This window comes from Alteribacillus iranensis (assembly GCF_900113025.1).
Classification (GTDB): Bacteria; Bacillota; Bacilli; order Bacillales; family Marinococcaceae; genus Alteribacillus_A; species Alteribacillus_A iranensis.
Map to the genome: position 1 here is coordinate 38123 of NZ_FONT01000003.1, position 26867 is coordinate 64989.

Sequence of the window (26867 nt, forward strand, 5' to 3'; positions counted from 1 at the left end):
TTTCATCGTTCACAAAACTGTTGAAAATGTTTATAATGAAAAAGGCTTCAATATTTTCCTTCCTACATAGTCATTGGATTAGTTAAGTAACATACTCGTATTCGGATGGGGTTTTATGCCCGAAACAGACTACTCGTTCTAGTTAAAATATCCGTTTAGCGAGAGAAGAAATGAATTTTAATTATTAGGTAAAGGAGAGATTGCTATGAGCACAACACGCGGTCTTGAGGGTGTAGTAGCGACAACTTCCAGTGTCAGCTCTATTATCGATGATGTATTGACGTATCAAGGCTATAACATCGATGATTTAGCTGAAAATGCATCGTTTGAAGAAGTTATTTATTTACTGTGGAATGGTCGGCTGCCGAACAAAAGCGAACTCGATGAATTAACGAAAGACTTGGCTGCCAATATGGATGTACCGAAAGAAATTTTTGATTACATGAAAGCGTATCCGACAGATAAGGTTCATCCTATGGCAGCACTAAGGACGGCCGTATCACAGCTCGCTCTATACGATGATGAAGCAGATGAGATGAGTGAAGAGGCGAACAAAAGAAAAGCTGTCCGTCTTCAAGCTAGGATACCTGCTATCGTAACTGGATTCAGTCGAATCCGGAATGGTGAGGAACCAGTGGCACCGAAAAAAGATTTGAGCTTTGCAGCAAATTTCTTGTATATGTTAACTGGGCAAGAACCGGATGAAACATCGATCACTGCATTCAATAAAGCGCTCGTACTTCATGCAGACCATGAGCTGAACGCTTCTACATTTACGGCCCGTGTGTGTGTAGCGACTCTGTCTGATGTATATTCTGGTATTACTTCAGCAATTGGAGCTCTGAAAGGTCCATTGCACGGTGGAGCGAATGAACGAGTAATGGCTATGCTATCTGAAATTGGCGAAGTGGATAACGTAGAGCCATACATTAGAAAAGCTCTCGATAATAAAGAAAAAATTATGGGATTTGGACATCGCGTATACAAAAAAGGAGACCCGCGTGCGAAACACTTACGTGAAATGTCTCGAAAACTAACTAAGATTACCGGTGAATCGAAGTGGTACGAGATGTCAGTGAAAATTGAAGACATGGTTACAGGAGAAAAAGGCCTTCCGCCAAATGTTGATTTCTATTCTGCCTCTGTATATCATAGTCTCGGGATCGATCATGATCTTTTTACCCCTATTTTTGCAACGAGCCGTGTTTCAGGTTGGCTGGCTCATATTCTCGAGCAATACAGTGATAACCGTCTCATCCGCCCACGTGCAGAATATGTAGGGCCGGACAAGCAACATTACGTTCCTCTTGATGAAAGGTCCTAAATAGTGCAACAATAACTTTGTGGGCCCTCTCTGCAAGCATTAGCTCCAACATCTGTTTATATATAACAGATGGAAAAAACGGTATTACTTTTTACTATACAGGAGGTTTTTACTATGGCAAACGGTGAAAAAATTACAACAAACAATGGAGCTCTAAACGTTCCGGATATGCCTATTATCCCTTTTATCGAAGGTGATGGAACAGGACCGGACATTTGGGCTGCAGCTAGCAGAGTACTCGATGCTGCTGTAGAAAAAGCATATAACGGTAAAAAGAAAATTCAATGGAAAGAAATTCTCGTAGGTGAAAAAGCTTATAATGAAACGGGAGAGTGGCTTCCAGAAGAATCATTAGAAGCGATTCGCGAATATTTAATTGCTATTAAAGGTCCTTTAACTACTCCAATTGGTGGAGGTATCCGTTCTCTGAACGTCGCGTTGCGTCAGAAGTTGGATCTTTATACGTGCTTGCGTCCGGTACGTCACTTCACTGGAGTTCCTTCCCCAGTTAAAAAGCCGGAAGACGTCAAGATGGCTATATTCCGAGAAAACACTGAGGATATTTACGCTGGGATTGAATTCCAGGAAGGTACAGAGGAAGCGAAAAAAGTGATTAACTTCATCCAGAATGAAATGGGATCCGAAAATATCCGTTTTCCGGAAACATCCGGTATTGGTGTAAAACCAGTTTCAAAAGAAGGGACAGAACGCCTTGTCCGTGCCGCTATTGATTATGCTTTTCAAGAAGGGCAAAAAAGTGTAACGCTCGTTCATAAAGGTAACATTATGAAGTTTACAGAAGGAGCTTTCAAGGCTTGGGGTTATGACCTCGCTGAGCGTGAATACGGTGATAAAGTATTTACGTGGAGAGAATATGATGAGATTGCAGAAAAAGAAGGAAGAGACGCGGCAAATGCAGCGCAGCAAAAAGCTGAAGAAGCAGGGAAGCTTATCATTAAAGATGCTATCGCAGACATTTTCTTACAACAGATTTTAACCCGTCCAAAAGAGTTTGATGTAGTAGCAACTATGAACTTGAATGGTGACTATATTTCTGATGCGCTCGCAGCTCAAGTAGGCGGAATCGGGATTGCTCCGGGAGCAAACATCAACTATGAAACGGGTCACGCGATTTTTGAGGCTACTCACGGAACTGCTCCAAAGTATGCCGGGTTGGATAAAGTAAACCCTTCCTCTGTCATCTTGTCCGGTGAATTGATGTTAAGACACTTGGGTTGGAACGAAGCAGCAGATCTTATTCTTGCTTCTATGGATAAGACAATCGGAAGTAAAGTAGTTACTTATGACTTTGCGCGTTTAATGGATGGTGCAACAGAAGTGAAATGTTCCGAGTTTGGTGATGAGCTTATCAAAAATATGTAAGCAAGAATGAGGAGGGTATAGACATGGCAATTACACGTAGGAAGATATCTATCATTGGCAGCGGTTTTACAGGCGCTACTACAGCACTAATGACAGCTCAAAAGGAACTTGGGGATGTGGTGCTTGTGGATATCCCTGATATGGAGGATCCAACGAAAGGGAAAGCACTCGACATGCTTGAGTCTACGCCCGTCGAAGGCTCGGACGTCAATGTAACTGGCACAGCTAACTATGAAGATACTGCCGGGTCGGATGTAGTCATTATCACGGCTGGTATTGCCAGAAAGCCAGGAATGAGCCGCGATGATCTCGTGAACACCAATGCGAAGATTATGAAATCTGTCACCCAACAGATTGTGAAGTATTCTCCGGACTGTTATATTATTGTGCTCACAAACCCGGCCGATGCCATGACATATGCTGTTTACAAAGAATCAGGATTTCCTAAAAATCGTGTAATTGGACAATCAGGAGTGTTGGATACTTCTCGTTTCCGTACCTTTATAGCCAAAGAATTAAATCTTTCTGTCGAAGATGTACAAGGCTTTGTGCTTGGAGGACATGGGGACGATATGGTACCACTTATCCGCTATTCAAATGTCGGTGGTGTACCATTAACGAAGCTAATGTCTCAGGATCGAATTGATGCCATTGTCGAACGCACAAGAAAAGGCGGAGGAGAAATTGTACAGCTTCTTGGAAATGGAAGTGCATACTATGCTCCTGCCGCTTCACTAACTCAGATGACAGAGGCAATTTTAAAAGATAAGAAGCGAGTGTTGCCCACCATCGCCCTGTTAGAAGGAGAATATGGGTATGAAGATATTTATGTTGGCGTCCCTACAGTATTAGGTGGCGATGGCATTGAAAAAATCATTGAGTTAGATCTCACTGACGATGAAAAAGAATCATTTGCTAAATCTGTTAACTCTGTTCGCAGTGTTATGCAGGCCCTCCCACAAGATTAAAGAAAAGACAGCCGATTGTTCTTTGTGAACAGACGGCTGTCTTTTTTTATATCTATTCTTAATACAACCTGTATTAAATACTGTCGCATTAGGATCTTCCAAAACCAGTAAATGAGAGGGAGCGCTTCTATTTTGGATATTGTAACCTGATATTTGTAAAGGAAATACGTTTTACAACGTAAAGAAGACTTCTGATCTTCTATCCTTTCTTTATTTTTCACTAAAGTAAAAAGGGTGAGTCATGTTATAATAAGACATGAAAAGGATAGGACAGCATTTTGTTCTAGGTTTAGGATGGAGGATTGGATGAGTATGCCGCAAAAGGTACTAGTTGTAGACGATGAGGAGTCAATCGTAACGTTGATTACATACAACTTGGAACAAGCTGGCTTCCAAGTCGATAATGCCTCAGATGGGCATGAGGCAATACAACTGATTAAATTAAATAATTACGATTTAGTGGTCCTAGATCTCATGCTTCCAGAAATGGATGGGTTAGAAGTTTGCAGGCAAATACGTGAAGAACAATTGAAAACACCGATTCTTATGCTTACCGCAAAAGATGAAGAGTTCGACAAAGTACTTGGTCTTGAACTAGGGGCTGATGATTATATGACAAAACCGTTCAGTCCAAGAGAACTAACAGCAAGGGTAAGAGCTATTTTGAGACGTGTTGATTATGAAGTCAGACCGGTGCCCGAAGAAAAAAATACAGAAAAAATCTCGATTGGACACCTTACCATTTATCCGGAAAGTTATGAAGCATACATAAATGGAGACTTGATAGAATTAACCCCTAAACAGTTTGAACTGCTATTATATTTAACGAACAATGAAGGGAAAGTACTGCGAAGAGATCAGTTGCTAAACGCGGTATGGAATTACGAATTTGTAGGAGATACACGGATTGTGGATGTACATATTAGCCATCTGCGTGAGAAAATTGAGCCTAATACAAAAAAGCCGACCTATATAAAAACAGTCAGGGGATTGGGATATAAATTTGAGGAACCACGCTCCGTATGATGAAGTTCCGAACCCGCCTTATATTTGGCATACTTATCTCGGTTTTTTTTGTGCTAGCCTCCTTAGGGATTGTGATTGGACAGCTGCTAAAAGGGTTTTATAGTGAAGAATTAGAGCAGCGTATTGGAAAAGAAGCAGCTCTAGGTGCGGTTATGCTTGAAACCGAGAGTGAAGATAATTGGGAAAGTGTTGCCCATCGTTTAAGCAATACTTTAGATGTCCATGCAGCTGTTATTAATAGCACCGGAGATATCGTAACAGAAACTTCCGATGAGTTCAGGCAATCTAGTTTTGAAGACCTCCCAGAGGTGGAGAATGGCTCTATTATACGGTATCATCCAAGTTCCGGGGATGACTTTCTTTTTTACGCCTATCCCTTTGAGTACGGAGAAGGGGAAGAAGGCTACCTAAGATTGTCTTTACCTATGGAAAGGATCAATGAAGTTAATCGAAAAATATGGTCTTTCTTGGGTGTCAGTTTTTCGCTCGCCTTTATTCTGATCACTACGCTAAGCTATCGAATTGCCAACCAACTCACATATCCGATTGAACAAGTCAAAGAAGTGGCTCAAGAATTAGCTAATGGAAATTTCAGTGCTCGCGCAGAAGAGAGCAGCAAAGATGAAATCGGTCAGCTAACATGGTCAATTAACCAATTGGCTTATAATTTAGGGAAAGTAACGAGTGAATATAATACACAACATGAGAGGTTAGAGGCTTTAATTGATCACATGGGAAGCGGATTAATTTTCATCGACAATCGAGGGGACATTTCTTTAATTAACCAATATTGCAAAGATATTTTTAACACAGACACGGACAAGTGGATCGGTCATTTGTATCATGAAGTGATGGAAGATAAAGCAATAATACAGTTGATTCAAGAGATATTTTTAACTGAAAACAAAGTACGTTCTCAGATACAGCTCACGCACCAGTCGTCGGTGGATCATTATGAAATATATGGTGCTCCGATTTTAGGAAGAAATGATAAGCTAAGGGGCATCGTGCTAGTTTTTCATGATATTACGGAGTTGAAAAATCTAGAGCAAGTACGTAAAGATTTTGTTGCGAATGTTTCTCATGAATTGAAGACACCGGTTACTTCTTTAAAAGGATTTGCTGAAACTTTGCTTGGTGGCGCAATGAAGGATGAAAAAGCAAGTGCTCAATTTCTTGAAATTATTTGGAAAGAAAGTGATCGTCTTCAGCATTTGATCCATGATTTGCTTGAGCTCTCAAAAATAGAACAACAGCACTTTCACCTGAACAGACAAGTTATTAACCTTTCCCACATTGCGAAGGAGACAACTGAGCTTCTGCAACCAAAAGCAGAAGAAAAAAACATTGCTTTACAAATCGACACGAAAAATACCGTTCATATCATTGGAGATAATGCACGGTTGAAGCAAATACTTATTAATCTCATAAACAATGCAATCGTTTATACTCCAGAGGGAGGAGTAGTAAAATTAGAGATTAGCAAACAGGCAAATGAAGCGGTTCTCACTGTTCAAGACACAGGAATTGGAATTCCTGAAAGTGAGCTTCCACGTATCTTTGAAAGATTTTACCGTGTCAATAAGGATAGAAGCCGGAACTCGGGCGGGACCGGGTTAGGGCTCGCTATCGTCAAGCACCTAACAGAAGCTCACGATGGGGTCATTCAACTGGAAAGTGAAGAAGGGGAAGGAACAACGTTTATACTCACTTTTCCTATCTATGTAGAAACGAAAGATTAAAGCAAGAAGAGAAGCAGGATAAGCAGTAAATAGAGGATAGAGGAGGACAAGCTTTTGATAAGTATAAAACAAATAATTCTTGGTTTTTTCTCATTAATCGGGATTGCCATTTTAACGTTATTTTTAGTAACGGGCTGGTATACGGTAGACGAGTCAGAACAAGCTGCTTTGATAACGTTTGGGCGTGTAGATGAGACAATCACAGAACCAGGTCTAAAATTTAAGCTGCCATGGCCAATTCAAACGGCGGAAGTACTGCCGGTATCTACTAATAGTTTACGAGTGGGCTATGAAACGACCGAAGACGGAGAAGTCACAGAGTATAATGATGAAGCGAAAATGATTACCGGTGATGAAAATATTTTATTCGTTGATCTCGTGGTCCAATGGAGAATTACGAACCCAGAGCAATACTTATTTAATGCCGATGATCCGGAAAACATACTATACCAAGCATCTTCTGCTTCTCTTCGCGGCGTCATAGGTAATTCTGAGGTGGATGATGTTCTGACAGATCAAAGAGCTGAAATTGAAGGTACAGTGTTAGAGACACTCACTGCTCTTTTGGAACAGTATGAAATAGGTGTTACCGTATTAGATGTTAAGCTTCAAAACGTTGAGCTTCCTACCGAAGAGGTGAGACAAGCATTTACAGCTGTAACAGATGCGCGTGAGGAAAGATTGACAAAGATTAATGAAGCCCAAAAGTACAGAAATCAGCAAATGAATGAAGCGGAAGGTGAGAAAGACGCCGTCATTTCAAGAGCAGAAGGACAGAGAGCAGAAAGAGTTGAAACGGCTCGTGGTGAAGCTTCCCGTTTTACGGCTTTATATGATGAGTATGTAAACGAGCCCGAGGTTACAAGAGAACGCCTTGTATTAGAAACTCTTCAAGATGTATTACCTGATACTGAATTGTATATTATTGACAGTCAGCAAGACACGGTAAATTATTTACCGATTCGCCCATTAGACAGGCAGCGAGGCGAGGCCGCTATCGAAGACTCAACAGAAAACTCTAATTCCGACAACGGTGAAGGCGGAGAAGGGGGCGAAACGGATGGCCGATGATAATAATAACGTGTTTGACATGAAAAACAAAAAATCGGTAGGCTACTGGGCAAAATGGATTCGTACTGGTATTATTATCGCTGTCTTACTGTTTCTAGTTATTGCTTTATTAATGAATATATTTATTGTGAAGCAAGGGGAATACAAAGTGGTTACCCAATTTGGGGAAGTAGTAAGAATTGAAGATGAGCCAGGATTAAACATGAAGATTCCATTCATTCAGCAAGTGATGTCTCTTCCTAAGTATCAAATGAACTACGATATCACATCAGCGGAGATTAATACACTCGATAAAAAGAGAGTACTCATTGATAATTATGCTGTTTGGAGAGTCGCAGATCCACATGCGATGATATCGAATGCAAGAACGATTGAGAATGCAGAATCAATTATGGCCAATTTTATTAACTCCGTGATTCGTTCAGAACTAGGTCAAATGGAGTTCGAACAAATTATTAATGAAGAAGACTCTGCTCGCGGAGATGTTAACCAAATGGTGACAGAACGAGTGAATGAGTTGTTAGTAGAGGGTAATTACGGAATCGAATTAACGGATGTTCGTATGAAAAGAACGGATTTACCGGAAGATAACGAGAAGGCAGTATACCGCCGGATGATCTCTGAACGTGAATCTACGGCACAAGAATATTTGTCAGAAGGGGACGCGGAGGCAAATCGAATTCGTGCGAATACAGACAGAGAAGTAACTGAAGTGCTTTCGACAGCAAGAGCGGATGCAGAAGAAATTATCGGGGAAGGAGAAGCAGAAGCAGCAGAAATATATAATGATGCATTTAGCCGTGATCCGGAGTTCTACGAACTGTACAAGACGTTGCAGACGTATGAAACTACGATTAATGACGAAACGGTTATTGTTCTGCCATCTGATTCTCCATATGCCCGCATTTTAATGGGATATGTTGATTAATTAGAAACAACGGCTTAAATTTACGTAAAAAGGAATGCCTGACGCTCCATGCTTGGAGTAGTAGGGCATTTCTTTTTTAAAAGGTACGAGATGTATACTTTTTGGCGTTTTCGCCACCCAATTTCTTAGTTGTGATGCAATGTGTGCTCGGGAACTGACTTTTTCACATCTGCTAGAGATGGCTGGGTATGATAAAATGATACAGGATAATAATTCGGACAGAGAGGGGCTTTCTCATTGAGCAAGCTTGTATTAATTGATGGTAACAGTATTGCTTATCGTGCGTTTTTTGCTTTACCGCTGTTGAATAATGATAAAGGTGTATATACAAATGCGGTATATGGCTTTACTACCATGTTATTAAAAGTATTAGAAGAAGAGAAACCTAGTCACATTTTAGTTGCTTTTGATGCAGGGAAAACCACTTTCCGCCATGAGACTTATGACGAATACAAATCAGGACGCCAAAAAACTCCTACAGAATTATCGGAGCAGCTTCCTTTAATAAGGGAAATTCTTGATGCTTTTGAAATTACTCACACGGAGCTGCCAAATTATGAAGCGGATGATATTATTGGTACCTTGTCGCAACAGGCAGAGAAAGAAAACATGGAAATTAAAGTATATACCGGTGACAAGGATTTGCTCCAGCTCGTTTCTGACAAAACGACTGTTGTTCTTACAAAAAAAGGAATAACCAATGTAGAAGCATACGGAAAAAAGGAAATAGAGGACAGGTATGGCATTACTCCCGAACAAATAGTAGATATGAAAGGACTAATGGGAGACAGCTCAGATAATATACCTGGAGTTCCCGGGGTCGGGGAAAAAACGGCTTTAAAGCTGCTGAAAGAATATGGAACGGTAGAAAAAGTGTTAGAATCTATCGATCAGATTTCTGGTAAAAAAATGAAGGAGCGCCTTGAAGAACATAAGCAGCAGGCATTAATGAGCAAAGATTTAGCTGTTATCTATAGAGAGGTGCCCATAGATACAAAACTTGAGAACGTAACGACAAAAGAATACGACACGGAAAAAATAACCTCTCTCTTTAAAGAGCTTGAATTTCAATCTCTAATGAATCGATTCGATCACGGAGAAGAAACAAAACAAAAACTGGAGGACATTGAATTTGAAGTTGTAGATACGGTGACTGAGGACATGCTCCAGAGTCCTTCTTCTCTTGTAGTAGAAGTTCCAGAAGAGAATTATCATCAAGCGTCGATCTGGGGTATTGCGATCGTTAACAACCAGGGACGATATTACATGACCTCAGAAACTGCATTACGCTCTGAAGTTTTTCATGAATGGGCAAAAGATGAAACAAAAGAGAAATACATGTTCGATACAAAGCGTGGCGTCGTTGCCTTAGGATGGCAGGGAGTAGATATTAACGGTGTCATTCACGACATGCTTATCGCCTCTTATTTAATAGATCCATCTTTATCTTCCCATGAAGTAGCAGATATCGTTACACGCCAAGGAGAACAATTGGTTCACACGGATGACGCGGTTTATGGGAAAGGGGCAAAAAGACACCGTCCTTCTGAAGAAGTACTTTCAGAACACCTTGTCAGAAAGGCAGAGGCGATATACAAGTTGAAACAGTCATTAGAAGATCAATTAATTGAAAATGATCAGTTCCAACTTTTCACAGAATTAGAAATGCCCCTCTCCTTAATTTTAGGGAAAATGGAAACGACAGGGGTATACGTGGACGAAGAACAATTGAACCAAATGGGGAAAGAACTAGATGAGAAATTAGAAACACTGGAAAAAGAGATCTACGACTTAGCCGGGACAACGTTTAATATCAACTCACCAAAACAGTTGGGTCCTATTTTATTTGAGAAATTAAACTTACCAGTGATCAAAAAAACGAAAACAGGGTACTCCACAGCAGCAGACGTCTTAGAGAAGCTGGAAGGCACTCACGACATTATTCCTAAACTTCTCTTATACAGACAAGTATCGAAGTTAAAGTCAACTTATATTGAAGGCCTGCTGAAAGTGATCCACAAAGACACGAACAAAATACACACGATGTTTAATCAAGCGATTACTCAAACCGGACGATTAAGTTCGACTGAACCAAATTTACAAAACATCCCTATTCGCTTGGAGGAAGGTAGACGAATACGTAAAGCGTTTATTCCCTCTGAAGAAGGATGGTCTATCGTATCGGCAGATTATTCGCAAATAGAACTACGTGTCCTTGCCCACATTTCAGGAGATGAGGGGTTACGTGAGGCGTTTCGAAAGAACATGGACGTTCATACGAAAACGGCTATGGATGTTTTCCATGTCAGTGAAGATGAAGTGACAGATAACATGAGAAGAAGCGCAAAAGCTGTTAATTTTGGAATTGTGTACGGTATATCCGATTATGGTTTATCCCAAAGTCTCGGAATTACTCGTAAAGAGGCCCAAGAGTTTATTGATAAATATTTAGATAGTTATCCGAAAGTGAGAGAGTATATGGATACTATTAAAGAGGAAGCGAGAGAAAAGGGGTATGTCACCACTCTTTTACATCGAAGAAGGTATTTGCCGGAAATTACAAGTAAAAACTTTAACCGGCGTTCTTTTGCGGAGAGAACGGCTATGAATACTCCTATCCAAGGGACAGCCGCAGATATTATAAAAAAAGCTATGGTTGACATCAGTAAAGCGTTAGATGAAAAATCCTTGATGAGCCGGCTTTTGCTTCAGGTACATGACGAATTAATATTCGAGGTACCTGAGTCAGAAACAGAAGAAATGAAGAAACTCGTCCCAGAAGTCATGGAGCAAACAATCGATTTAGAGGTACCATTAAAAGCAGACGTAGCTTATGGTCCAACTTGGTATGATGCAAAGTAAGGAGAGAAGGAGAAATGCCGGAACTTCCGGAGGTTGAAACTGTACGCAAAACACTTGAGGAAATGGTCATTGGTAAACGGCTGGAGAAAGTGTTAGTCTCTTGGCCAAAAATCATCAAGAAGCCAGATGATACGGAAATGTTTTGTCTGTTGCTTGGCGGCCAAGTCATCCAGAAGATAGGGAGACGAGGAAAGTTTTTAATTTTTTATTTGAATGACTATAGTCTTGTTTCTCATTTACGGATGGAAGGCAAATATGAAGTAGTAAAAGAAGAACCGCCTGATAAGCATACCCACGTTCGCTTCTTTTTTGAAGATGATACAGAATTACGATACCGGGATGTTAGGAAGTTTGGAACGATGCATTTATTCGAAAAAGGAGAGGAGATGAAATCTCTTCCCCTTAAACAATTAGGACCTGAACCTGTGGGAGATGCATCGTTCACTCCTGAATATTTATACGGCGTTTTTCAGAAGACGACTCGAAATATTAAAGCTGTCTTATTAGACCAATGCGTGATAGCAGGTCTAGGAAATATTTATGTGGACGAGGCTTTGTTTAAAGCGGGTATAAGACCTGATATAAGAGCCTCAACACTGGATAAAGATCAGACAATATCGTTAAGCAAACAGATAACAGACACCATTGCTGCAGCTATCAGCAAAGGTGGAAGTTCTGTTCGTTCATATGTGAACGGGGCAGGTGACAAAGGAAGTTATCAACTGGAACTGTCCGTTTATGGACGTGAAGGAGAACCTTGCCGTCGATGCGGCAGTGATATAGAGAAGACCGTCACGGCGGGCCGAGGTACACGTTATTGTCCAACTTGTCAGCCTGTATCTTATCTGTGACGTCTGTGATCCCCTCCATGTGACAGAAGGTGGTGAGGGGATCATCTTATTTTTTGTTCGCAAAAGGCAGGGTAACACTGTATAAGGTCCTCCCATATACTATCGCAGATGAAGGCATTAGCGGGGAGGAGCTATCTCCTATGACAGCTTCGTTATTCACTCTGTTTTTATTAGCGTTTGCAGTTAGTATTGACAGCTTTGGGACTGGGCTTGCTTATGGGATACGTGGACTCGAACTATCTGTGGTTTCTCTGATTTTTATTAGTCTCTGTTCAGCGGTATCTGTTGTAATTGGAGGAGCTGCCGCTGTACTTATGGTGGAATATGTACCAGCGATGGTTACAGAAATGATTGGTGGCATATTACTGATAGGCATTGGCTTATGGACACTCATTAATACACTGACGGAAAATAAAAAAGAGGTAGATGTAACAGAATCGAACACAAAAAAAGGGCTGCCAGCTCAATTAATCTCTATTTTAAAAAAACCTGACAATGCTGATGTAGACAAATCGGGCACTATTTCCACTAAGGAAGCAATTCTACTTGGTACAGCGTTGTCTCTTGATGCATTGGGAGCCGGTATTGGAGCTGCTTTAATCGGTTTATCGACGTGGCTTTTAGCAGGTACTGTGGCGGTAATGTGTGCCGTATTTTTAGCAGGCGGCATGAAAGGTGGTCAAAAACTGTCACAATTTGCCATCATTCAAAAAGTATCTATCCTCCCGGGTGTGCTGCTCATTGCTTTAGGGATATGGAATTTGTAATAAAGCCTGCAGCGTGCCCTATCCTCTTTTTAAGAAAGGAGATAGTTATGGTTATAGGGCTAACTGGTGGAATTGCAAGCGGTAAGAGTATGATCGCCGAAGAGTTAAAACAACGAGGTTTTCCCGTTATAGATGCCGACAACATTGCCCGGGAAATTGTAGAGCCTGGGGAAGAAGCATATCATCAAATCGTTAACAAATTCGGCAAAGAAATCCTTCAGGAAAATGGAGAAATAGCAAGAAAAAAACTAGGGCAAATTATCTTTACAGATGAATCAAAAAGAAAGCAACTAAATCAAATTATGCACCCCTCTATTCGGAAGCGGATGCTAGAAAGAAAAGAGGAATTGCTCGAAGATGGAGTGAAAACGATTGTTTTCGACATTCCTCTCTTAGTTGAAAATAAGCTTCAGTTTATGGTAGATAAGGTACTCCTTGTGTACGTAAATGAAGAGATACAAAAGGAAAGATTAATGAAACGAGACGGACAAGGGGAAGAAGATGCTCTCCAACGAATTTCTTCACAAATGCCGTTAAAAGACAAGAAACATCACGCCGATGCAATCATTGACAACAATGGCACGAAGGAACAGGCCATCCATCAACTTGAACGACTGTTAGAAAAATGGGTAGACGGGTAATATATAGGACAAGCCTTTTTATGAAAAAGAAATGAAAAATAAAAAATGAATAGTACCAAAAACAATTAATGTGATATACTATTTATATAAAAAAGGTTAATTTAGTATATCACAAACAGCAGGGGAGGCTTTTCAAATATGAAAGCGAAAGTAGCAGTGAACGGATTTGGGCGGATTGGCCGGATGGTATTCCGGAAAGCGGTAGCCAATGATGCATTAGATGTTGTAGCTATTAATGCCAGCTATCCTGCAGAGACATTAGCCCATTTAGTAAAATATGATACTGTTCACGGTTTATTTGATAAAGAGATTGAAGGGAAAGACGATGCCCTTTATGTAGATGGAAAAAAAATTCAGCTGTTAAGTGATCGCGACCCACGTAATCTACCTTGGAAAGAATTAGGTGTCGATATTGTTGTAGAAGCTACGGGGAAATTTAAATCAAAAGAAACAGCTAGTTATCATATAGAGGCCGGAGCGAAAAAAGTTGTTATCACAGCTCCAGCAAAGGATGAAGATATCACTATTGTGATGGGGGTTAATGAGGAGGATTACAATCCTGCAGATCACCATATTATCTCCAATGCTTCCTGTACAACGAACTGTCTCGCGCCAGTAGCGAAAGTGTTGGATCAGTCGTTTGGCATTGAAAGCGGATTAATGACTACTGTTCATTCCTATACCAATGACCAGAAAAATATTGATAACCCTCATAAAGACTTGCGCCGCGCTCGTGCATGTGGTCAATCTATCATTCCAACATCAACAGGTGCAGCAAAGGCTCTTTCGAAAGTGCTGCCCCAGTTAGAAGGCAAGATGAACGGAATGGCGCTTCGCGTGCCTACTCCAAATGTCTCACTCGTTGATCTCGTTGTAGATATGAAACAAAATGTTACGGCAGAGGATGTAAACAAGGCTTTCCGTGAGGCGTCTGAAAAAGAATTAGATGGGATTTTAGGCTATAACGAAGATCCTCTTGTGTCAGTTGATTACAATGGAAATGAAAATTCTTCTATCATTGATGGATTATCTACCATGGTAATTAATGACAATCAAGTTAAAGTGCTTGCCTGGTATGATAATGAATGGGGATATTCATGTCGAGTCGTTGACTTGGTAGAATATGTAGGAAAAAGACTTCGCAAGGAATCAATGGTAGGCGCATAAAAAAATAATATTTGTTAAGAAATGCCGATCAGTGTCATGGTCGAGGCTGGAAATCTATTTAAAAGTCCTCGGCCTTCTGTACAATGAGAAGGCATTTTTTTATTGCATTCTCCTGCTCTTATTTCAGAAGGGAGAGTGGGAACTTTCCATATAGCAAGGGAAGAGGTCTTTCATTTGTGGCGTATAGAATGTATAATTTAATATAAAAAGCGGACTGCCTAACGGTTTGAATAGTGGAGTTGATTTCATGCGATGTCCTGCCTGTCATTCCCAAACAACAAGAGTAATGGATTCTCGGCCAAGCAATGAAGGGCGATCCATTAGAAGACGCCGGGAGTGTGAAAGCTGTAACTATCGTTTTACTACCTTTGAGGTTGTCGAAGAAACACCTCTCATTGTTGTAAAGAAAGATGGTACCCGAGAAGAATTCAGTCGGGAAAAAATATTAAGAGGATTGATACGGGCTTGTGAAAAAAGACCCGTCCCTTTAGAAACTTTAGAAGACATAGTAAGTGATACAGAACATCAGCTGCGAAGCGAAGGTAAGTCAGAAATCAAAAGTGAAGAAATCGGTGAACTGGTGATGGAACGGTTAGCTGATGTAGATGATGTTGCTTATGTGCGGTTTGCCTCTGTATATCGTCAATTTAAAGACATCAATGTTTTTATTAACGAATTAAAAGAGCTAATTAATAAGGATGAGGAGACGAAGTAAAGAGCTTAAGGTCAGACTTGAGCTCTTTTTCCGCTCGTCCGACAAAGAAAAGAGGGGGTTTTAATGAAACTTCATTGGACAGAACTTCTCCCGGTGGATCGCTTTTCTGTGCGTACGAATGAACAGCTTGGAGAACGTGAACATAAGACATTAACCCTCCTGTACCAGCCGTTAATAGGGACAGCGGCTATCTCGCTTTATCACACATTTTGGAGTCGGCTGGAAAGAGATAGTTACTGGAGTGATGAGGGCACCCATCATGAATTGATGGTTTTATTGAACCTGCCTTTAGATGATATCTTTGATGCACGGCGAATATTAGAAGGAATTGGTCTCCTGCGAACATTTCGTCATACGGGTGATACGTCTGCTTCGTTTGTATATGAATTACAAAAGCCTCTATCTCCAGCGCAATTTTTTCGTGATGATGTGTTAAGCGTCTATTTGTACAATCGACTAGGAAAAGATCGCTATCGAGACCTGCGCAGTCGTTTTTTAATTGATAAAATAGATCTACAATCGTTTGATGAAATAACAGCTTCCTTTAATGAAGTATTTTCGTCATTGCATTACTCGGAAATGATGGCAAATGATGAAATGGAAAAAACCACAGATTTGGAAAAAGACTTGGTTGGCCAAGGACAAAGTCATGCTTTTGTAATAGATGAGGATTCCTTTGATTTTTCATTGTTAAGAGCTGATTTACCAGTATTTATAAATAAAGAAAAGCTATTAAACAAAAAAGCATGCACTGTCATTCAACGGTTAGCATTTGTGTATAACATCGCTCCATTGGATATGAGCCGTCTCATACAACAATCGTTAACGGGAGATGACCAGTTAGATGAAGAAGAGCTGCGTAAAAGAGTCCAAGAATGGTATCGGTTTGAACATAGCAATGAACCCCCTGCTTTGGGCCTGCGTACTCCATCCAAAGAAAACAAAGAATTAAATGAACCTCCGGTAAATGAAAAAGAAAAAATGAAATGGTTTTATGAACAGACGTCACCTCTCACTTTCCTGAAAAGCATTTCTGACGGTGCGCAAGTCCCCCATCCTGATGTGAGGCTTGTTGAAATGCTTGTGTTTGATTACCAGCTCCCGCCGGGTGTGGTGAACGTGCTGATTGATTTTATTATGCAGACCAACAACATGAAGTTAAATAAAAACTTAGTCCAAAAAATTGCTGGTCATTGGTCACGGAAAAAAGTGCATACTGTAGAAGACGCAATGGAGCTTGCCAAAAAAGAATATCAGGAACAAAAGGACAGAAAACAAGCAGGAGCCAACTGGAAAACTTCTCCTTCCTCTAAAACAGTATCTCCTTATGTTAGAAAAGATAAGCTTCCAAAATGGCTGCAAAGTGAAAATAAAGGCAAGGAGACTTCCGCGCTTGAGAAACATTCTGACTTACAGGAAGAAAAGCTGGAATTTGAGGAAATGTTAAAAATGCGAAAAAGCATCCGTCAAAAATGAGGTGACTGATCATGCAATCTATTCGATCGTCCTTGGATCATTTTATGGGAGACACGCCATGGCGAAACCGTTATGAAAAATTAAAACAAGAAGTGCTCCACTATCCAAGAATTCAATCGTTCTTAAAAGAAAACGAAGATGTGAAACAGGAAGAAATCAACAAAAATTTGTCTCAGCTATTTGAGTACAAGCAGGAATGGCAACATTGTGATGCTTGTCCTGGCTTAAAAGACTGCCCTAATATTATGAGTGGTTATCAACCGGAATTGTCAGCCGATAACGGCACACTTTCTATCCGGTATCATCCGTGTCGCCTAAAAGTAAAGGAAGAAGAGACCATCCGCCACCAGAAGCTCATTAAAAGCATGTATATTCCCAAAGAGATATTAAACGCGACGTTTGAGGATATAGAGCAGGATCATGCCAGCAGGTTATCGGCAAGCAATCTCTGCTTAAAATTTGCATTGCAGACGCTTCCAGGGGAGAGTGGCCAAGGATTATATCTTCATGGTAAATTTGGTGTTGGTAAAACGTATATGATGGGAGCCCTTGCAAATGAGCTGGCAGCAAGAGATATATCTACGATGCTAGTTTATGTGCCGGATTTCTTTAGAGAGATGAAACAGGCTTTGTCGGATGGAAGTGTTCAAGAAAAAATCGACCAGGTAAAAAAAGTGGAAGTCCTTATACTAGATGACATTGGAGCGGAAACGACTTCAGCTTGGGTAAGGGATGATATACTTGGAGTGATTTTACACTACCGTATGATGGAAAAGCTGCCTACATTGTATACATCAAATTATGATTATGAAGAGCTTGAAACCCACTTATCATATTCCCAGAAAGGCGGAATTGAGCAATTGAAGGCTAAGCGGATAATGGAGCGTATTAAACATTTAACCACTCCTGTATTTTTAGACGGAAAGAACAGACGGGAAAACAATCAATTTAGTTGAGGCCCGCTCCACACCAGGTAAATGAAAAGTCCCTTACTTACTATGAGGTCCTAGCGCAATAACAGTTCAAGCAGTCGCAGCCGGTCAGCTCGATCCAATCTGACGCTTTCGATTACCCCTGTCGGTAATCGAAAGCGTTTTTTATTGTGGAGGAAATCGCGTGTGTAACTTTTGTGAAAGGGTTAGCTGCGTCTTGCTCCAGGCACCATCGGCTTGAGATAGCTTCAACCCGCATTGTGGCGGTAAGCCTCCTCAGCAGGATCTAACGCTTGTCGTCGTTTTGCGCTTTTGTTCTTTTTCAGAGACCTTTTTGTGCAGTTCGCAGTAGAAAACGAGGAGAAATCCTTAAGAAAAAGGAACGAAATGGGTAGACAAACTAAGGAAGTTTATGAATCGATGCATGTTTTATGCGGGGAGTCCATAGGTATAAATAAGGACACAAATGTGGTGGCAGAAAGATACCTTGGACGCTGGGAGGAATGTAACATTGTTCTCGATAGGTTTTGAATGTGAAACGGATAGCGAAGCCGTCTTCCAATGGTTTTCTAACGAAAAGCAGGAATGGGAACAGAAAGGAATTCGAACTGGCTGCCTATATATAAATAGAAAAAAAATATGGTGGGATTTCTCTGGAACGGAGACAGAGTGGCAGGAAAGCATGCTTCCATACTTGGCCTCTTCTTTATGTGATTATTTAATCCAAAAACACGAGCTAAAATGGGTGAAACGATATATAGAACACGCTTTTTTATATAAAGAAGAATCACCGGCCATTACGGATATTGCCCATTCTCTGTTAGAAGGAGAAAGATTGGAAATACCGGAAGCTAATTTGTTGCAAAAAAGAAAACATTTTGTGTATAGAGAACTGCTTGAAGAAATTAAAGACCGTTCAGAAATTGCTTGGGCTCCTCTATTAACCTTTAGATTCGGCAACTACCATCATTTGTTGATGAAAGCTGCAGCGGCAGCTATTGATGAGTATAAATGGGAGCAAGAGTATCAAACAATGGTAGAAGAATGTCGCCATTACCTCAAACATCATCTTCCGGTTTATTCAATGATCCATGTCCAATTAACGGATAAGCCTGTTTTTTTGAATGAAAAAAAAGAGCCCATTGATCAATGGACAAGACTCCATTACTTAAAGCCAGCTCTTGTTTTTGAAAAAAGTTTGCCGTTTGAATATATGGTGGTCAGTCCTTTAGTCAGTTTCGCTCCTGACCTCCTCCATGTTTATACAGATATGGAAGAAGGGACTGTGGAAACGTTACGAATGATCTTTCAAGAGAACGTGATAGTTCACCCCATGAAGGAGTGGCCGCTGCCTTCCTAATAGGGCATACGTATAAAGAAAAAGAATAGATCTTGATTTTTCAAGGGAATGTTTCTATAATTAGATTCGTAAAGTATCTTACAACATGAAGAAGATGCGATGACGAGGACAAGAGAAGCAGTACACCTTTTACACAGAGAAGAAGGCCGCAGGCTGAGAGCCTTCCTGGAAGGGATTGCTATCTCACCACCTTTGAGCAGCAGCGAGGAAACGGTGAGCGGAATGAGTAGACGCAGCCAATGCTCCCTTACTAATCGTTGACGGATGCCGGACGTTATCCCGGTTTTAAAGATCAGACATTCCTTATGCTGTGAGTAAGAAAGACAGTATAAGACAAACATAAGCTTTTGCCAAGAGACTTTAATGGAAAGCTAAGATTTTTTTGTCTGAATTAGGGTGGAACCGCGTGTATTTAACGCCCCTTCGATGAGAAGGGGTGTTTTTTCTTTTTGTAAAAATTATGATAAGCAGGAGGAATTGTTGGTGGCTAATCAGGTAAATATTACATTCCCAGATGGAAACGTGAAATCGTTCGACGAAGGTGTGACGACGGAAGAAATCGCTTCTTCCATCAGCCCCGGTCTAAAGAAGCAGGCACTTGCCGGCAAGCTAAATGGGAAGTTGATTGATTTAAAAACACCTATTAAGGAAGACGGAGCAATTGAAATCATTACCCCCAAAAATGAAGAAGCTCTTGAAATATTACGTCATAGTACAGCTCACTTAATGGCACAAGCAATAAAAAGATTGTACAGCGACGTGAAACTGGGGGTAGGCCCTGTGATTGAAAATGGGTTCTATTATGACATTGATATGCCTCATCAATTAACCCCGGAAGATTTACCAAAGATTGAAAAAGAAATGAAGAAGATCATGGATGAGAATTTGGAAATTGTAAGAGAAGAAGTAAGCCGGGAAGAGGCCAAACAGGAATATCGCGACCTAGGGGACGACCTGAAGTTAGAACTCATTGACGATATCCCGGGAGATGAAAAGATATCGATTTACACCCAGGGAGAATTTTTTGATCTCTGTCGTGGCGTCCATGTACCAAGTACGGGGAAACTGAAAAAATTTAAGCTCTTGAATATTTCTGGTGCTTATTGGCGTGGTGACAGCAATAATAAAATGCTTCAACGTATATATGGAACAGCTTTCTTTAAACAATCAGATGTAGACGAGTATTTAAGATTACGTGAAGAAGCGAAAGAACGAGATCATCGTAAGCTTGGGAAAGAGCTTGATATCTTTGCGCTGAATCAAAAGGTGGGACAAGGTCTTCCGCTCTGGTTGCCAAAAGGCGCGACCATTCGACGTACCATTGAGCGCTACATTGTTGACTTAGAAGAACGACTTGGTTACGACCATGTTTATACACCAGTGCTAGGGAGCTCTGAACTTTACAAGACATCTGGCCATTGGGGACATTATCAGGATGACATGTTTCCACCGATGGAGATGGACAATGAAACTCTAGTCATTCGCCCAATGAATTGCCCTCATCATATGATGGTGTATAAAAGCCAGATGCATAGCTATCGCAATCTGCCTGTGCGAATTGCTGAACTTGGATTAATGCACCGTTATGAGAAATCAGGTGCGTTGGCCGGGCTGCAACGTGTTCGTGCTATGACACTTAATGACGCGCACATTTTCGCTCGCCCCGACCAATTAAAAGAAGAATTTATCCGAGTGGTTGAATTAATTCAGCATGTTTACAAAGATTTTGGCCTTGAAGATTATTATTTCCGTTTGTCTTACCGGGATCCGGAAGATAAAGAAAAATACGTGGATGACGATGAAATGTGGAACAAGGCTCAGTCGATGCTTAAAGAAGCGATGGACGACATGGGTGTTGATTATGTAGAAGCTGAAGGAGAAGCTGCTTTTTATGGACCAAAGCTTGATGTTCAGGTAAAAACAGCTCTCGGTAAAGATGAAACATTATCCACAGCACAGCTGGATTTCCATATGCCGGAACGTTTTGATCTCACGTATATCGGTGAAGATGGACAAGAGCACCGACCAGTTGTTATCCACCGTGGAATCGTTTCGACAATGGAACGTTTTATTGCTTTCTTAATCGAGGAATACAAGGGGGCATTTCCAACGTGGCTGGCTCCTGTCCAGGTAAAAGTTATTCCTGTGTCTGCTCAAGCACATTTAGATTACGCTCGTAAAGTAGAAGATGACCTCCGTAAAGCAGGAGTACGTGTGGAAACAGATGTCCGTGACGAAAAGATAGGTTATAAAATCCGAGAGGCTCAAACGAAAAAAATACCTTATATGCTCATTTTAGGTGATAAAGAGATTGAAGAAGAAGCTGTTAATGTTCGTCGCTATGGCCAACAGGAATCAAAATCCGTTTCGTTACGTGATTTTATCCAAGAGATACAAGAAGAAATCAATGATCATCAGTAAAACGAAGTCGTTTAAGAAGCTTCATTTCCTATCAGGGTGGGAAGTTGACAGAGACGCAGACGTATGATACAGTTGTTTAGTGATCAAATACTAAAACCAACGCAAGCAGAAGCGCCCGCTTCTCACCTGATCGACGCACATAGCTGTTGGCAGGTAGGATGGTAATTATTTAATTATCGGAATGACGATGATAAATACCAGTGGGCGCCTTATGTGCGCCCGCTTTTTTTGTGCCTGGAAGCACAACTGCTGTCGGAGGGGCAGCATCAACTGCTTAGCTTGGGTTTGTAAATTTATTTGGAGGTGGCTCATTATTCGTAAAGACATGAAGGTGAATGATGGAATCCGTGCGCGTGAGGTTCGTCTTATTGACGCAAATGGCGACCAGCTTGGTGTGAAATCAAGAAATGAAGCGCTGGATTTGGCTCAAAAAGCTAACCTAGATTTAGTGTTAGTGGCTCCCAATGCGAAGCCTCCTGTATGCCGTATTATGGACTACGGGAAATATCGGTATGAACAGCAGAAGAAAGATAAAGAGGCTCGAAAGAAACAAAAAGTTATTAACGTTAAGGAAGTGCGCCTGAGCCCGAACATCGAAGAGCACGACTTTAATACAAAGTTACGTAATGCACGTAAATTCCTCTCTAAAGGGGATAAGGTGAAAGCAGCGATTCGTTTCCGCGGCCGAATGATTACTCACTCTGAAATCGGGAGAGATGTGTTAGAACGTCTTGCGAAGGAATGTGAGGATATTGCTGCAGTAGAAACGAAGCCGAAAATGGAAGGCCGCAGTATGTTTTTAATGTTGGCCCCTAAAGCGGACAAAGAGACGAAAGATGACAAACAGTAAATAAGGAGGAACACATCTATGCCAAAAATGAAGACGCACAGAGGTGCAGCAAAACGATTTAAAAGAACAGGTTCAGGCAAATTAAAGCGCAGCCATGCGTACACTAGTCACTTGTTTGCTAACAAGTCTCAGAAGCAGAAACGTCACCTTCGCAAGCAAGCAATGGTTGATAACTCAGATTTCAAGCGTATCAAAAACTTAATGCCAAACGACTAATTTAACGAACATGAAGGAGGGATAGACGATGGCAAGAGTTAAAGGCGGGTATGTTACACGTCGTCGTCGTAATAGAATACTGAAACTAGCAAAAGGATACAGAGGTTCAAAACACAGCCTGTTTAAAACAGCGAATCAACAAGTGATGAAGTCACTTCAATATGCTTACCGTGACCGTCGTCAACGTAAGCGTGACTTCCGTAAACTGTGGATCACAAGAATTAATGCTGCTGCTCGCATGAACGGACTTTCATACAGCCGTCTTATGTACGGATTGAAGCAAGCGGACATTCAAATGAATCGAAAAATGCTTGCGGATCTCGCTGTAAATGACGAAAAAGGTTTTGCTGAATTAGCTGAAAAGGCGAAAGCGAATCTTAAGTAATAAAATATACACTGTTGTCTAAGAGGTTGTTCAGTGAAGAGGCAGAGATGAATACAGATAAGTGCAGATCCTATCTCTTAGGAGAGCATAGGTGTTGAGGCCGCAAAGCGAGTACGTGTTAGGGAAGAGAAAACCTATGATAAAAGCGTCCGCACCATCTGTTTCTGTATATAAACAGCAGCGCATCGGACAACAGGAAACATGAATCAGGCCTGGGGGAATAGCTTATTTCTCCAGGCCTGATTTCTTATTTATTCTTCGTTGTTTCAATAAATTCTTTCACAGGGCTTTCCCATTCCAGTCTGGCATTCGGGTAATACCTTTGAATCTCTCTTTCTAAAAAGCGGAAGTCACGCACCTCTAATCCTTGCAAATGGTGTTTGTTTTTTACCCAAATGGTTATAGCTACAACATCAAATGACTTCTCTGTCGTTCCTAAGGATTTTTTTCCTTCAAACATGACACCCTTATAAGTGATTAGAAAATTCTTTTTTACATTTTTCGGTTCATCAAAAAAATAAAATTGCTTTTTTTCATGTGCCAGTTCAAGCTTACGTTTGGGATTCAGAATATATTTAATGACCGCGTATATTAAGATAATTAGTGCGATTAGAATTAAAAGACGAAACAAAAGCGCCATGTATGATCCCCTCTCTTTACGTCACTTCTTGTTAGTTACATTGTAATAGAAAATGACTCAGAAGGGAAAAGATAATATGAAACAACTATATTCTATTCAGAAGCAATTGGATGATCGCATCTTACAAAAACACCAATTGAGACGGGATGACCTGTTTTTTGAAAAAGTACTTGCTTTGTTGACAGAGGTGGGAGAACTTGCAAACGAGACGCGTTGCTTTAAATTTTGGAGCAACAAACCTGCTTCTGAAAAACCTGTGATATTGGAAGAGTACGTGGATGGTATCCATTTTATTCTCTCTCTTGGGATAGACGGAGGCTGGGAAGAAACTCCAGATGAGCCTGTGGAAAGTAACATATCGTGGACAGAGCAATTTATCCGCGTCCACCAAGAAATTATGAACTTCCAACAAGAGCCCGGAAAAGAGAGGTTTTTGACAGTGTTCCGTGAGTACTTACAATTAGGAAAACAACTAGGGTTTACTATGGAAGAAATAGAAACGGCCTATTATTCGAAAAATAAAATGAATCATAAGAGACAAATAGAAGGATATTAAAGGAAGAACAAAGAAATAATGGTAGCGGTACGGTTCGAAGCATTTGATTATTTTAGCGTTGTCATTCTACAATAAAGAAATAGCAATGGAACATTAAAGGAGGAGTATACATTGGCAGAAATGGATCAAACACTTACTATGCTTAAAGAACTAACAGATGCTAAAGGTATTCCAGGTAATGAGAAAGAGCCGCGTGAAATAATGAATAAACATATCTCTCCGTTTGCTGATGAGATGACGACTGATAATCTTGGCAGCTTGATTGCAAAGAAAACAGGAAAAGCTGGCGGGCCAAAAGTAATGATCACGGGCCACCTCGATGAAATCGGCTTTATGATTACCCATATTGACGAGAAAGGTTTTTTGAAGTTTGAGACAGTTGGTGGCTGGTGGAGTCAGGTGATGCTTGCACAACGCGTGACGATCATGACTAGGAAAGGCAATATAGTAGGTGTGATTGGCTCAAAACCTCCTCATATTTTGCCGGCAGATCAACGGAAAAAAGCAGTGGAAATTAAAGACATGTTCATTGATATAGGTGCTTCCAGCAGAGAAGAGGCTGAAGAGTTTGGAGTCCGTCCAGGAGATTCAGTGGTTCCAATTTGTGATTTTACAGTGATGAATAATGAGAAGCTGTTAATGGCGAAAGCGTGGGATAATCGAATTGGCTGCGCTATTGCCATTGAAGTGCTAAGAAGACTGGAAAATGAAACTCACTCCAATGAAGTGTATGGAGTAGGAGCTGTACAAGAAGAAGTCGGATTACGTGGTGCGAAAACGGCAGCTCATAAAATCCAACCTGATATTGGTTTTGCAGTAGATGTGGGAATAGCAGGTGACACACCTGGAATCTCCGATAATGATGCTACTGCGGAGATAGGAAAAGGCCCTCAGATTTTGGTGTACGACCGTTCCATGGTGTCTCATAAAGGGCTTCGCGATTTTGTAACGGACATTGCAGATAAACACAATATTCCTTATCAGTTTGAGGCCATGAGCGGAGGTGGAACAGACGCCGGTTCCATTCATCTTTCTGGTGACGGAGTACCAACGTTAGCAATCACAGTTCCTACTCGTTATATTCACACTCATGCTGCTATTCTCCACCGTGATGATTTTGAAAATGCAGTTCAATTACTAGTGGAAGTGACGAAATCTCTAGATGAAGAAAAGGTAAAACAAATCACGTTTGATTAAAAAGAAGGGGCTGGTAACAAAAGGTCATCACACATGACCTTTTGACAGCCCTTTTAACGTATTTAAAATGGGTGTATTCAGAATGTAGCACGAAGCGTCATCCATTTTTCAGCGTATCCGAACGATATCTTAAGAACTCCGCGGTCTGTGGAACCGCGGCAATGCTTACCACCCTGTTACGCGCTACTCTCACAGAAATAAGCTTGCACTTTTTTTGGGCCGTGTAAGGATACGTATTGTCCAAAAGAGGCTCTCTATGAATTTAACCCTTGTGCTATTTCAGAGATCACCTTATCTTTTTCATTCTCATCTGCTTGGCTCCAAAATACTTCAAAGAGAACCCCTAGACCCGGGAGCATTTTCTCTTCGCCACTTTGAATGGCATCTTGAATAGTCGCCTCTACTTGCTGCGCATTATGTCCTGAAATATTTTGTAAAATCGCTTCTCTTAAGTTAAAAGACATCATGCTAACCTCCTAATTGTGATAAAATATAAAATACTTACTTATAGACCTAGTATGGCTGTGAAAATGAAATATATGTATATTAGGGGAAGGGAAAACCAGTGAATCGAATTGAATCTGTTAAAAACCCACTGATTAAGAAAGTGAAGCGCCTACATAAAAGAAAATATCGGGAAAAAGAGCAGCTCTTCATTGTAGAAGGATTTCATTTAGTGGAAGAAGCCCTTAAACATAATGCCCGTGTAAAAGAAATTTTTCTCGAAGATGAGGCAGAATTGCCAGGAGGCTTCGACTTTTCCTATGTCCATTTGACGCTCGTCTCCCATCAAGTCATGAAAGAAATGAGTATGACGGAAACGCCGCAAGGAATCTTGGCAGTCTGTGAGCATAAGGATGATGACTCTGTCAGTATCCAATTACAAAAGGAAGATAGCTTTCTGTTTGTAGATGGTGTGCAGGATCCTGGCAATCTCGGAACGATGATTCGTACGGCAGATGCAGCTGGAATGACGGCAGTCATATTGGGGGAAGGCACGGTTGATCCATATAATGATAAAGTCATCCGAGCAACACAAGGGTCTCTATTTCATATTCCGTTAATAAAAGGAGACTTGGAGGATTGGATCAAACGTTGTAAAGAAAGTGGAATTCCTGTCTTTGGCAGTGCGTTAGAAGAAGGAACAACGCATTCTGCCATTGCTTCTCAAGAAGGGTTTGCGTTAATAGTTGGCAATGAAGGGGCAGGAGTCAATTCCGAGTGGCTGGAACGCTGCGACCAAATTATTTATGTCCCCATATACGGTGAGGCGGAATCATTAAACGTTTCTGTAGCTACCGGTATACTGCTTTATCATTTAAAGGCTTCCTTGTAAGAGAAGCTTGCAAACAACTTGAAAGTTTCTTATACTTAACGTTGATTAAATTA

At 40.9% G+C, this 26867-nt stretch carries 25 protein-coding genes and 1 other annotated feature; of the genes, 23 read left to right on the plus strand and 2 right to left on the minus strand.

Features of this window, described 5'->3' with window-relative positions; all coding sequences use genetic code 11:
* The first annotated feature begins 205 nt into the window (after nucleotides 1–205).
* From citZ to rplT, 20 genes are all read left to right on the plus strand, one after another.
* Nucleotides 206–1324 carry a citrate synthase gene (gene citZ / locus BM095_RS07920; protein ID WP_091659977.1) on the plus strand — a complete coding sequence of 373 codons (1119 nt, stop codon included), beginning with the start codon at nucleotides 206–208 and terminating at the stop codon, nucleotides 1322–1324.
* Between the two features lie 69 nt (nucleotides 1325–1393).
* Nucleotides 1394–2707: an NADP-dependent isocitrate dehydrogenase gene (gene icd, locus BM095_RS07925; protein ID WP_281243881.1), complete on the plus strand. Its 1314-nt coding sequence runs from the start codon at nucleotides 1394–1396 to the stop codon at nucleotides 2705–2707.
* Nucleotides 2708–2730: 23 nt separating this feature from the next.
* The gene (mdh, locus tag BM095_RS07930) at nucleotides 2731–3675 is read left to right on the plus strand and encodes a malate dehydrogenase (protein ID WP_091659982.1); all 945 of its coding nucleotides are present in this window, start codon (nucleotides 2731–2733) and stop codon (nucleotides 3673–3675) included.
* Nucleotides 3676–3987: 312 nt separating this feature from the next.
* The gene (locus tag BM095_RS07935; RefSeq protein ID WP_091660941.1) at nucleotides 3988–4701 is read left to right on the plus strand and encodes a response regulator transcription factor; all 714 of its coding nucleotides are present in this window, start codon (nucleotides 3988–3990) and stop codon (nucleotides 4699–4701) included.
* Nucleotides 4698–6443, plus strand: coding sequence for a two-component system histidine kinase PnpS (pnpS, locus tag BM095_RS07940; protein WP_091659985.1), 1746 nt, complete (start codon nucleotides 4698–4700; stop codon nucleotides 6441–6443). The genes BM095_RS07935 and pnpS overlap by 4 nt, the downstream gene beginning before the upstream one ends.
* Nucleotides 6444–6500: 57 nt before the next feature.
* Nucleotides 6501–7514 carry an FtsH protease activity modulator HflK gene (gene hflK, locus BM095_RS07945; protein ID WP_177194776.1) on the plus strand — a complete coding sequence of 338 codons (1014 nt, stop codon included), beginning with the start codon at nucleotides 6501–6503 and terminating at the stop codon, nucleotides 7512–7514.
* Nucleotides 7504–8442: a protease modulator HflC gene (gene hflC, locus BM095_RS07950; protein WP_091659991.1), complete on the plus strand. Its 939-nt coding sequence runs from the start codon at nucleotides 7504–7506 to the stop codon at nucleotides 8440–8442. The genes hflK and hflC overlap by 11 nt, the downstream gene beginning before the upstream one ends.
* Before the next feature lie 237 nt (nucleotides 8443–8679).
* Nucleotides 8680–11304: a DNA polymerase I gene (gene polA, locus BM095_RS07955; RefSeq protein WP_091659993.1), complete on the plus strand. Its 2625-nt coding sequence runs from the start codon at nucleotides 8680–8682 to the stop codon at nucleotides 11302–11304.
* A 14-nt stretch (nucleotides 11305–11318) separates the two neighbouring features.
* Entirely contained in the window at nucleotides 11319–12155 is an 837-nt protein-coding gene (gene mutM / locus BM095_RS07960; protein WP_091659996.1) for a DNA-formamidopyrimidine glycosylase, read from the plus strand.
* A 140-nt stretch (nucleotides 12156–12295) separates the two neighbouring features.
* Nucleotides 12296–12922 (plus strand): sporulation membrane protein YtaF, encoded by a 627-nt coding sequence (ytaF, locus tag BM095_RS07965; protein WP_091660943.1) that lies wholly within the window; start codon nucleotides 12296–12298, stop codon nucleotides 12920–12922.
* Nucleotides 12923–12963: 41 nt separating this feature from the next.
* On the plus strand, nucleotides 12964–13563 hold the full coding sequence (gene coaE, locus BM095_RS07970; protein WP_091660946.1) for a dephospho-CoA kinase: 600 nt from the start codon (nucleotides 12964–12966) through the stop codon (nucleotides 13561–13563).
* Nucleotides 13564–13701: 138 nt separating this feature from the next.
* The gene (locus BM095_RS07975; RefSeq protein ID WP_091659999.1) at nucleotides 13702–14730 is read left to right on the plus strand and encodes a glyceraldehyde-3-phosphate dehydrogenase; all 1029 of its coding nucleotides are present in this window, start codon (nucleotides 13702–13704) and stop codon (nucleotides 14728–14730) included.
* Between the two features lie 247 nt (nucleotides 14731–14977).
* On the plus strand, nucleotides 14978–15445 hold the full coding sequence (gene nrdR / locus BM095_RS07980; protein ID WP_091660002.1) for a transcriptional regulator NrdR: 468 nt from the start codon (nucleotides 14978–14980) through the stop codon (nucleotides 15443–15445).
* Nucleotides 15446–15508: 63 nt separating this feature from the next.
* Nucleotides 15509–16921, plus strand: a complete 1413-nt coding sequence (locus tag BM095_RS07985) for a replication initiation and membrane attachment family protein (protein WP_091660005.1) — start codon at nucleotides 15509–15511, stop codon at nucleotides 16919–16921.
* Between the two features lie 11 nt (nucleotides 16922–16932).
* Nucleotides 16933–17877 carry a primosomal protein DnaI gene (gene dnaI, locus BM095_RS07990; protein WP_091660007.1) on the plus strand — a complete coding sequence of 315 codons (945 nt, stop codon included), beginning with the start codon at nucleotides 16933–16935 and terminating at the stop codon, nucleotides 17875–17877.
* 487 nt (nucleotides 17878–18364) lie between these two features.
* Nucleotides 18365–19213, plus strand: a complete 849-nt coding sequence (ytxC, locus tag BM095_RS07995; RefSeq protein WP_177194750.1) for a sporulation protein YtxC — start codon at nucleotides 18365–18367, stop codon at nucleotides 19211–19213.
* Between the two features lie 483 nt (nucleotides 19214–19696).
* Nucleotides 19697–21634, plus strand: coding sequence for a threonine--tRNA ligase (gene thrS, locus BM095_RS08000; protein ID WP_091660012.1), 1938 nt, complete (start codon nucleotides 19697–19699; stop codon nucleotides 21632–21634).
* A gap of 97 nt (nucleotides 21635–21731) precedes the next feature.
* Nucleotides 21732–21871: a sequence feature (ribosomal protein L20 leader region), on the plus strand.
* A gap of 88 nt (nucleotides 21872–21959) precedes the next feature.
* Complete coding sequence (gene infC / locus BM095_RS08005; RefSeq protein WP_143083203.1) at nucleotides 21960–22484, plus strand: translation initiation factor IF-3; 525 nt, start codon at nucleotides 21960–21962, stop codon at nucleotides 22482–22484.
* 18 nt (nucleotides 22485–22502) lie between these two features.
* On the plus strand, nucleotides 22503–22700 hold the full coding sequence (gene rpmI / locus BM095_RS08010) for a 50S ribosomal protein L35 (protein ID WP_091660015.1): 198 nt from the start codon (nucleotides 22503–22505) through the stop codon (nucleotides 22698–22700).
* Nucleotides 22701–22728: 28 nt separating this feature from the next.
* Complete coding sequence (rplT, locus tag BM095_RS08015; protein ID WP_091660018.1) at nucleotides 22729–23085, plus strand: 50S ribosomal protein L20; 357 nt, start codon at nucleotides 22729–22731, stop codon at nucleotides 23083–23085.
* Between the two features lie 247 nt (nucleotides 23086–23332).
* Here rplT and BM095_RS08020 read toward each other — a convergent pair whose 3' ends face one another.
* Nucleotides 23333–23725, minus strand: a complete 393-nt coding sequence (locus BM095_RS08020; protein ID WP_091660020.1) for a sigma-w pathway protein ysdB — start codon at nucleotides 23723–23725, stop codon at nucleotides 23333–23335.
* A gap of 76 nt (nucleotides 23726–23801) precedes the next feature.
* On the opposite strand from BM095_RS08020, the gene BM095_RS08025 reads away from it, so the two are divergent.
* Both BM095_RS08025 and BM095_RS08030 read left to right on the plus strand, forming a co-directional pair.
* Nucleotides 23802–24281 carry a dUTP diphosphatase gene (locus BM095_RS08025; RefSeq protein WP_091660023.1) on the plus strand — a complete coding sequence of 160 codons (480 nt, stop codon included), beginning with the start codon at nucleotides 23802–23804 and terminating at the stop codon, nucleotides 24279–24281.
* 111 nt (nucleotides 24282–24392) lie between these two features.
* Nucleotides 24393–25478: a M42 family metallopeptidase gene (locus BM095_RS08030; RefSeq protein WP_091660025.1), complete on the plus strand. Its 1086-nt coding sequence runs from the start codon at nucleotides 24393–24395 to the stop codon at nucleotides 25476–25478.
* Between the two features lie 254 nt (nucleotides 25479–25732).
* Here the strand turns inward: BM095_RS08030 and sspI are convergent, their stop codons facing one another.
* Nucleotides 25733–25942 carry a small acid-soluble spore protein SspI gene (sspI, locus tag BM095_RS08035; RefSeq protein WP_091660028.1) on the minus strand — a complete coding sequence of 70 codons (210 nt, stop codon included), beginning with the start codon at nucleotides 25940–25942 and terminating at the stop codon, nucleotides 25733–25735.
* Nucleotides 25943–26043: 101 nt separating this feature from the next.
* Between sspI and BM095_RS08040 the strand changes: the two genes are divergently transcribed.
* Complete coding sequence (locus BM095_RS08040) at nucleotides 26044–26814, plus strand: TrmH family RNA methyltransferase (RefSeq protein ID WP_091660031.1); 771 nt, start codon at nucleotides 26044–26046, stop codon at nucleotides 26812–26814.
* Nucleotides 26815–26867 lie beyond the last annotated feature (53 nt).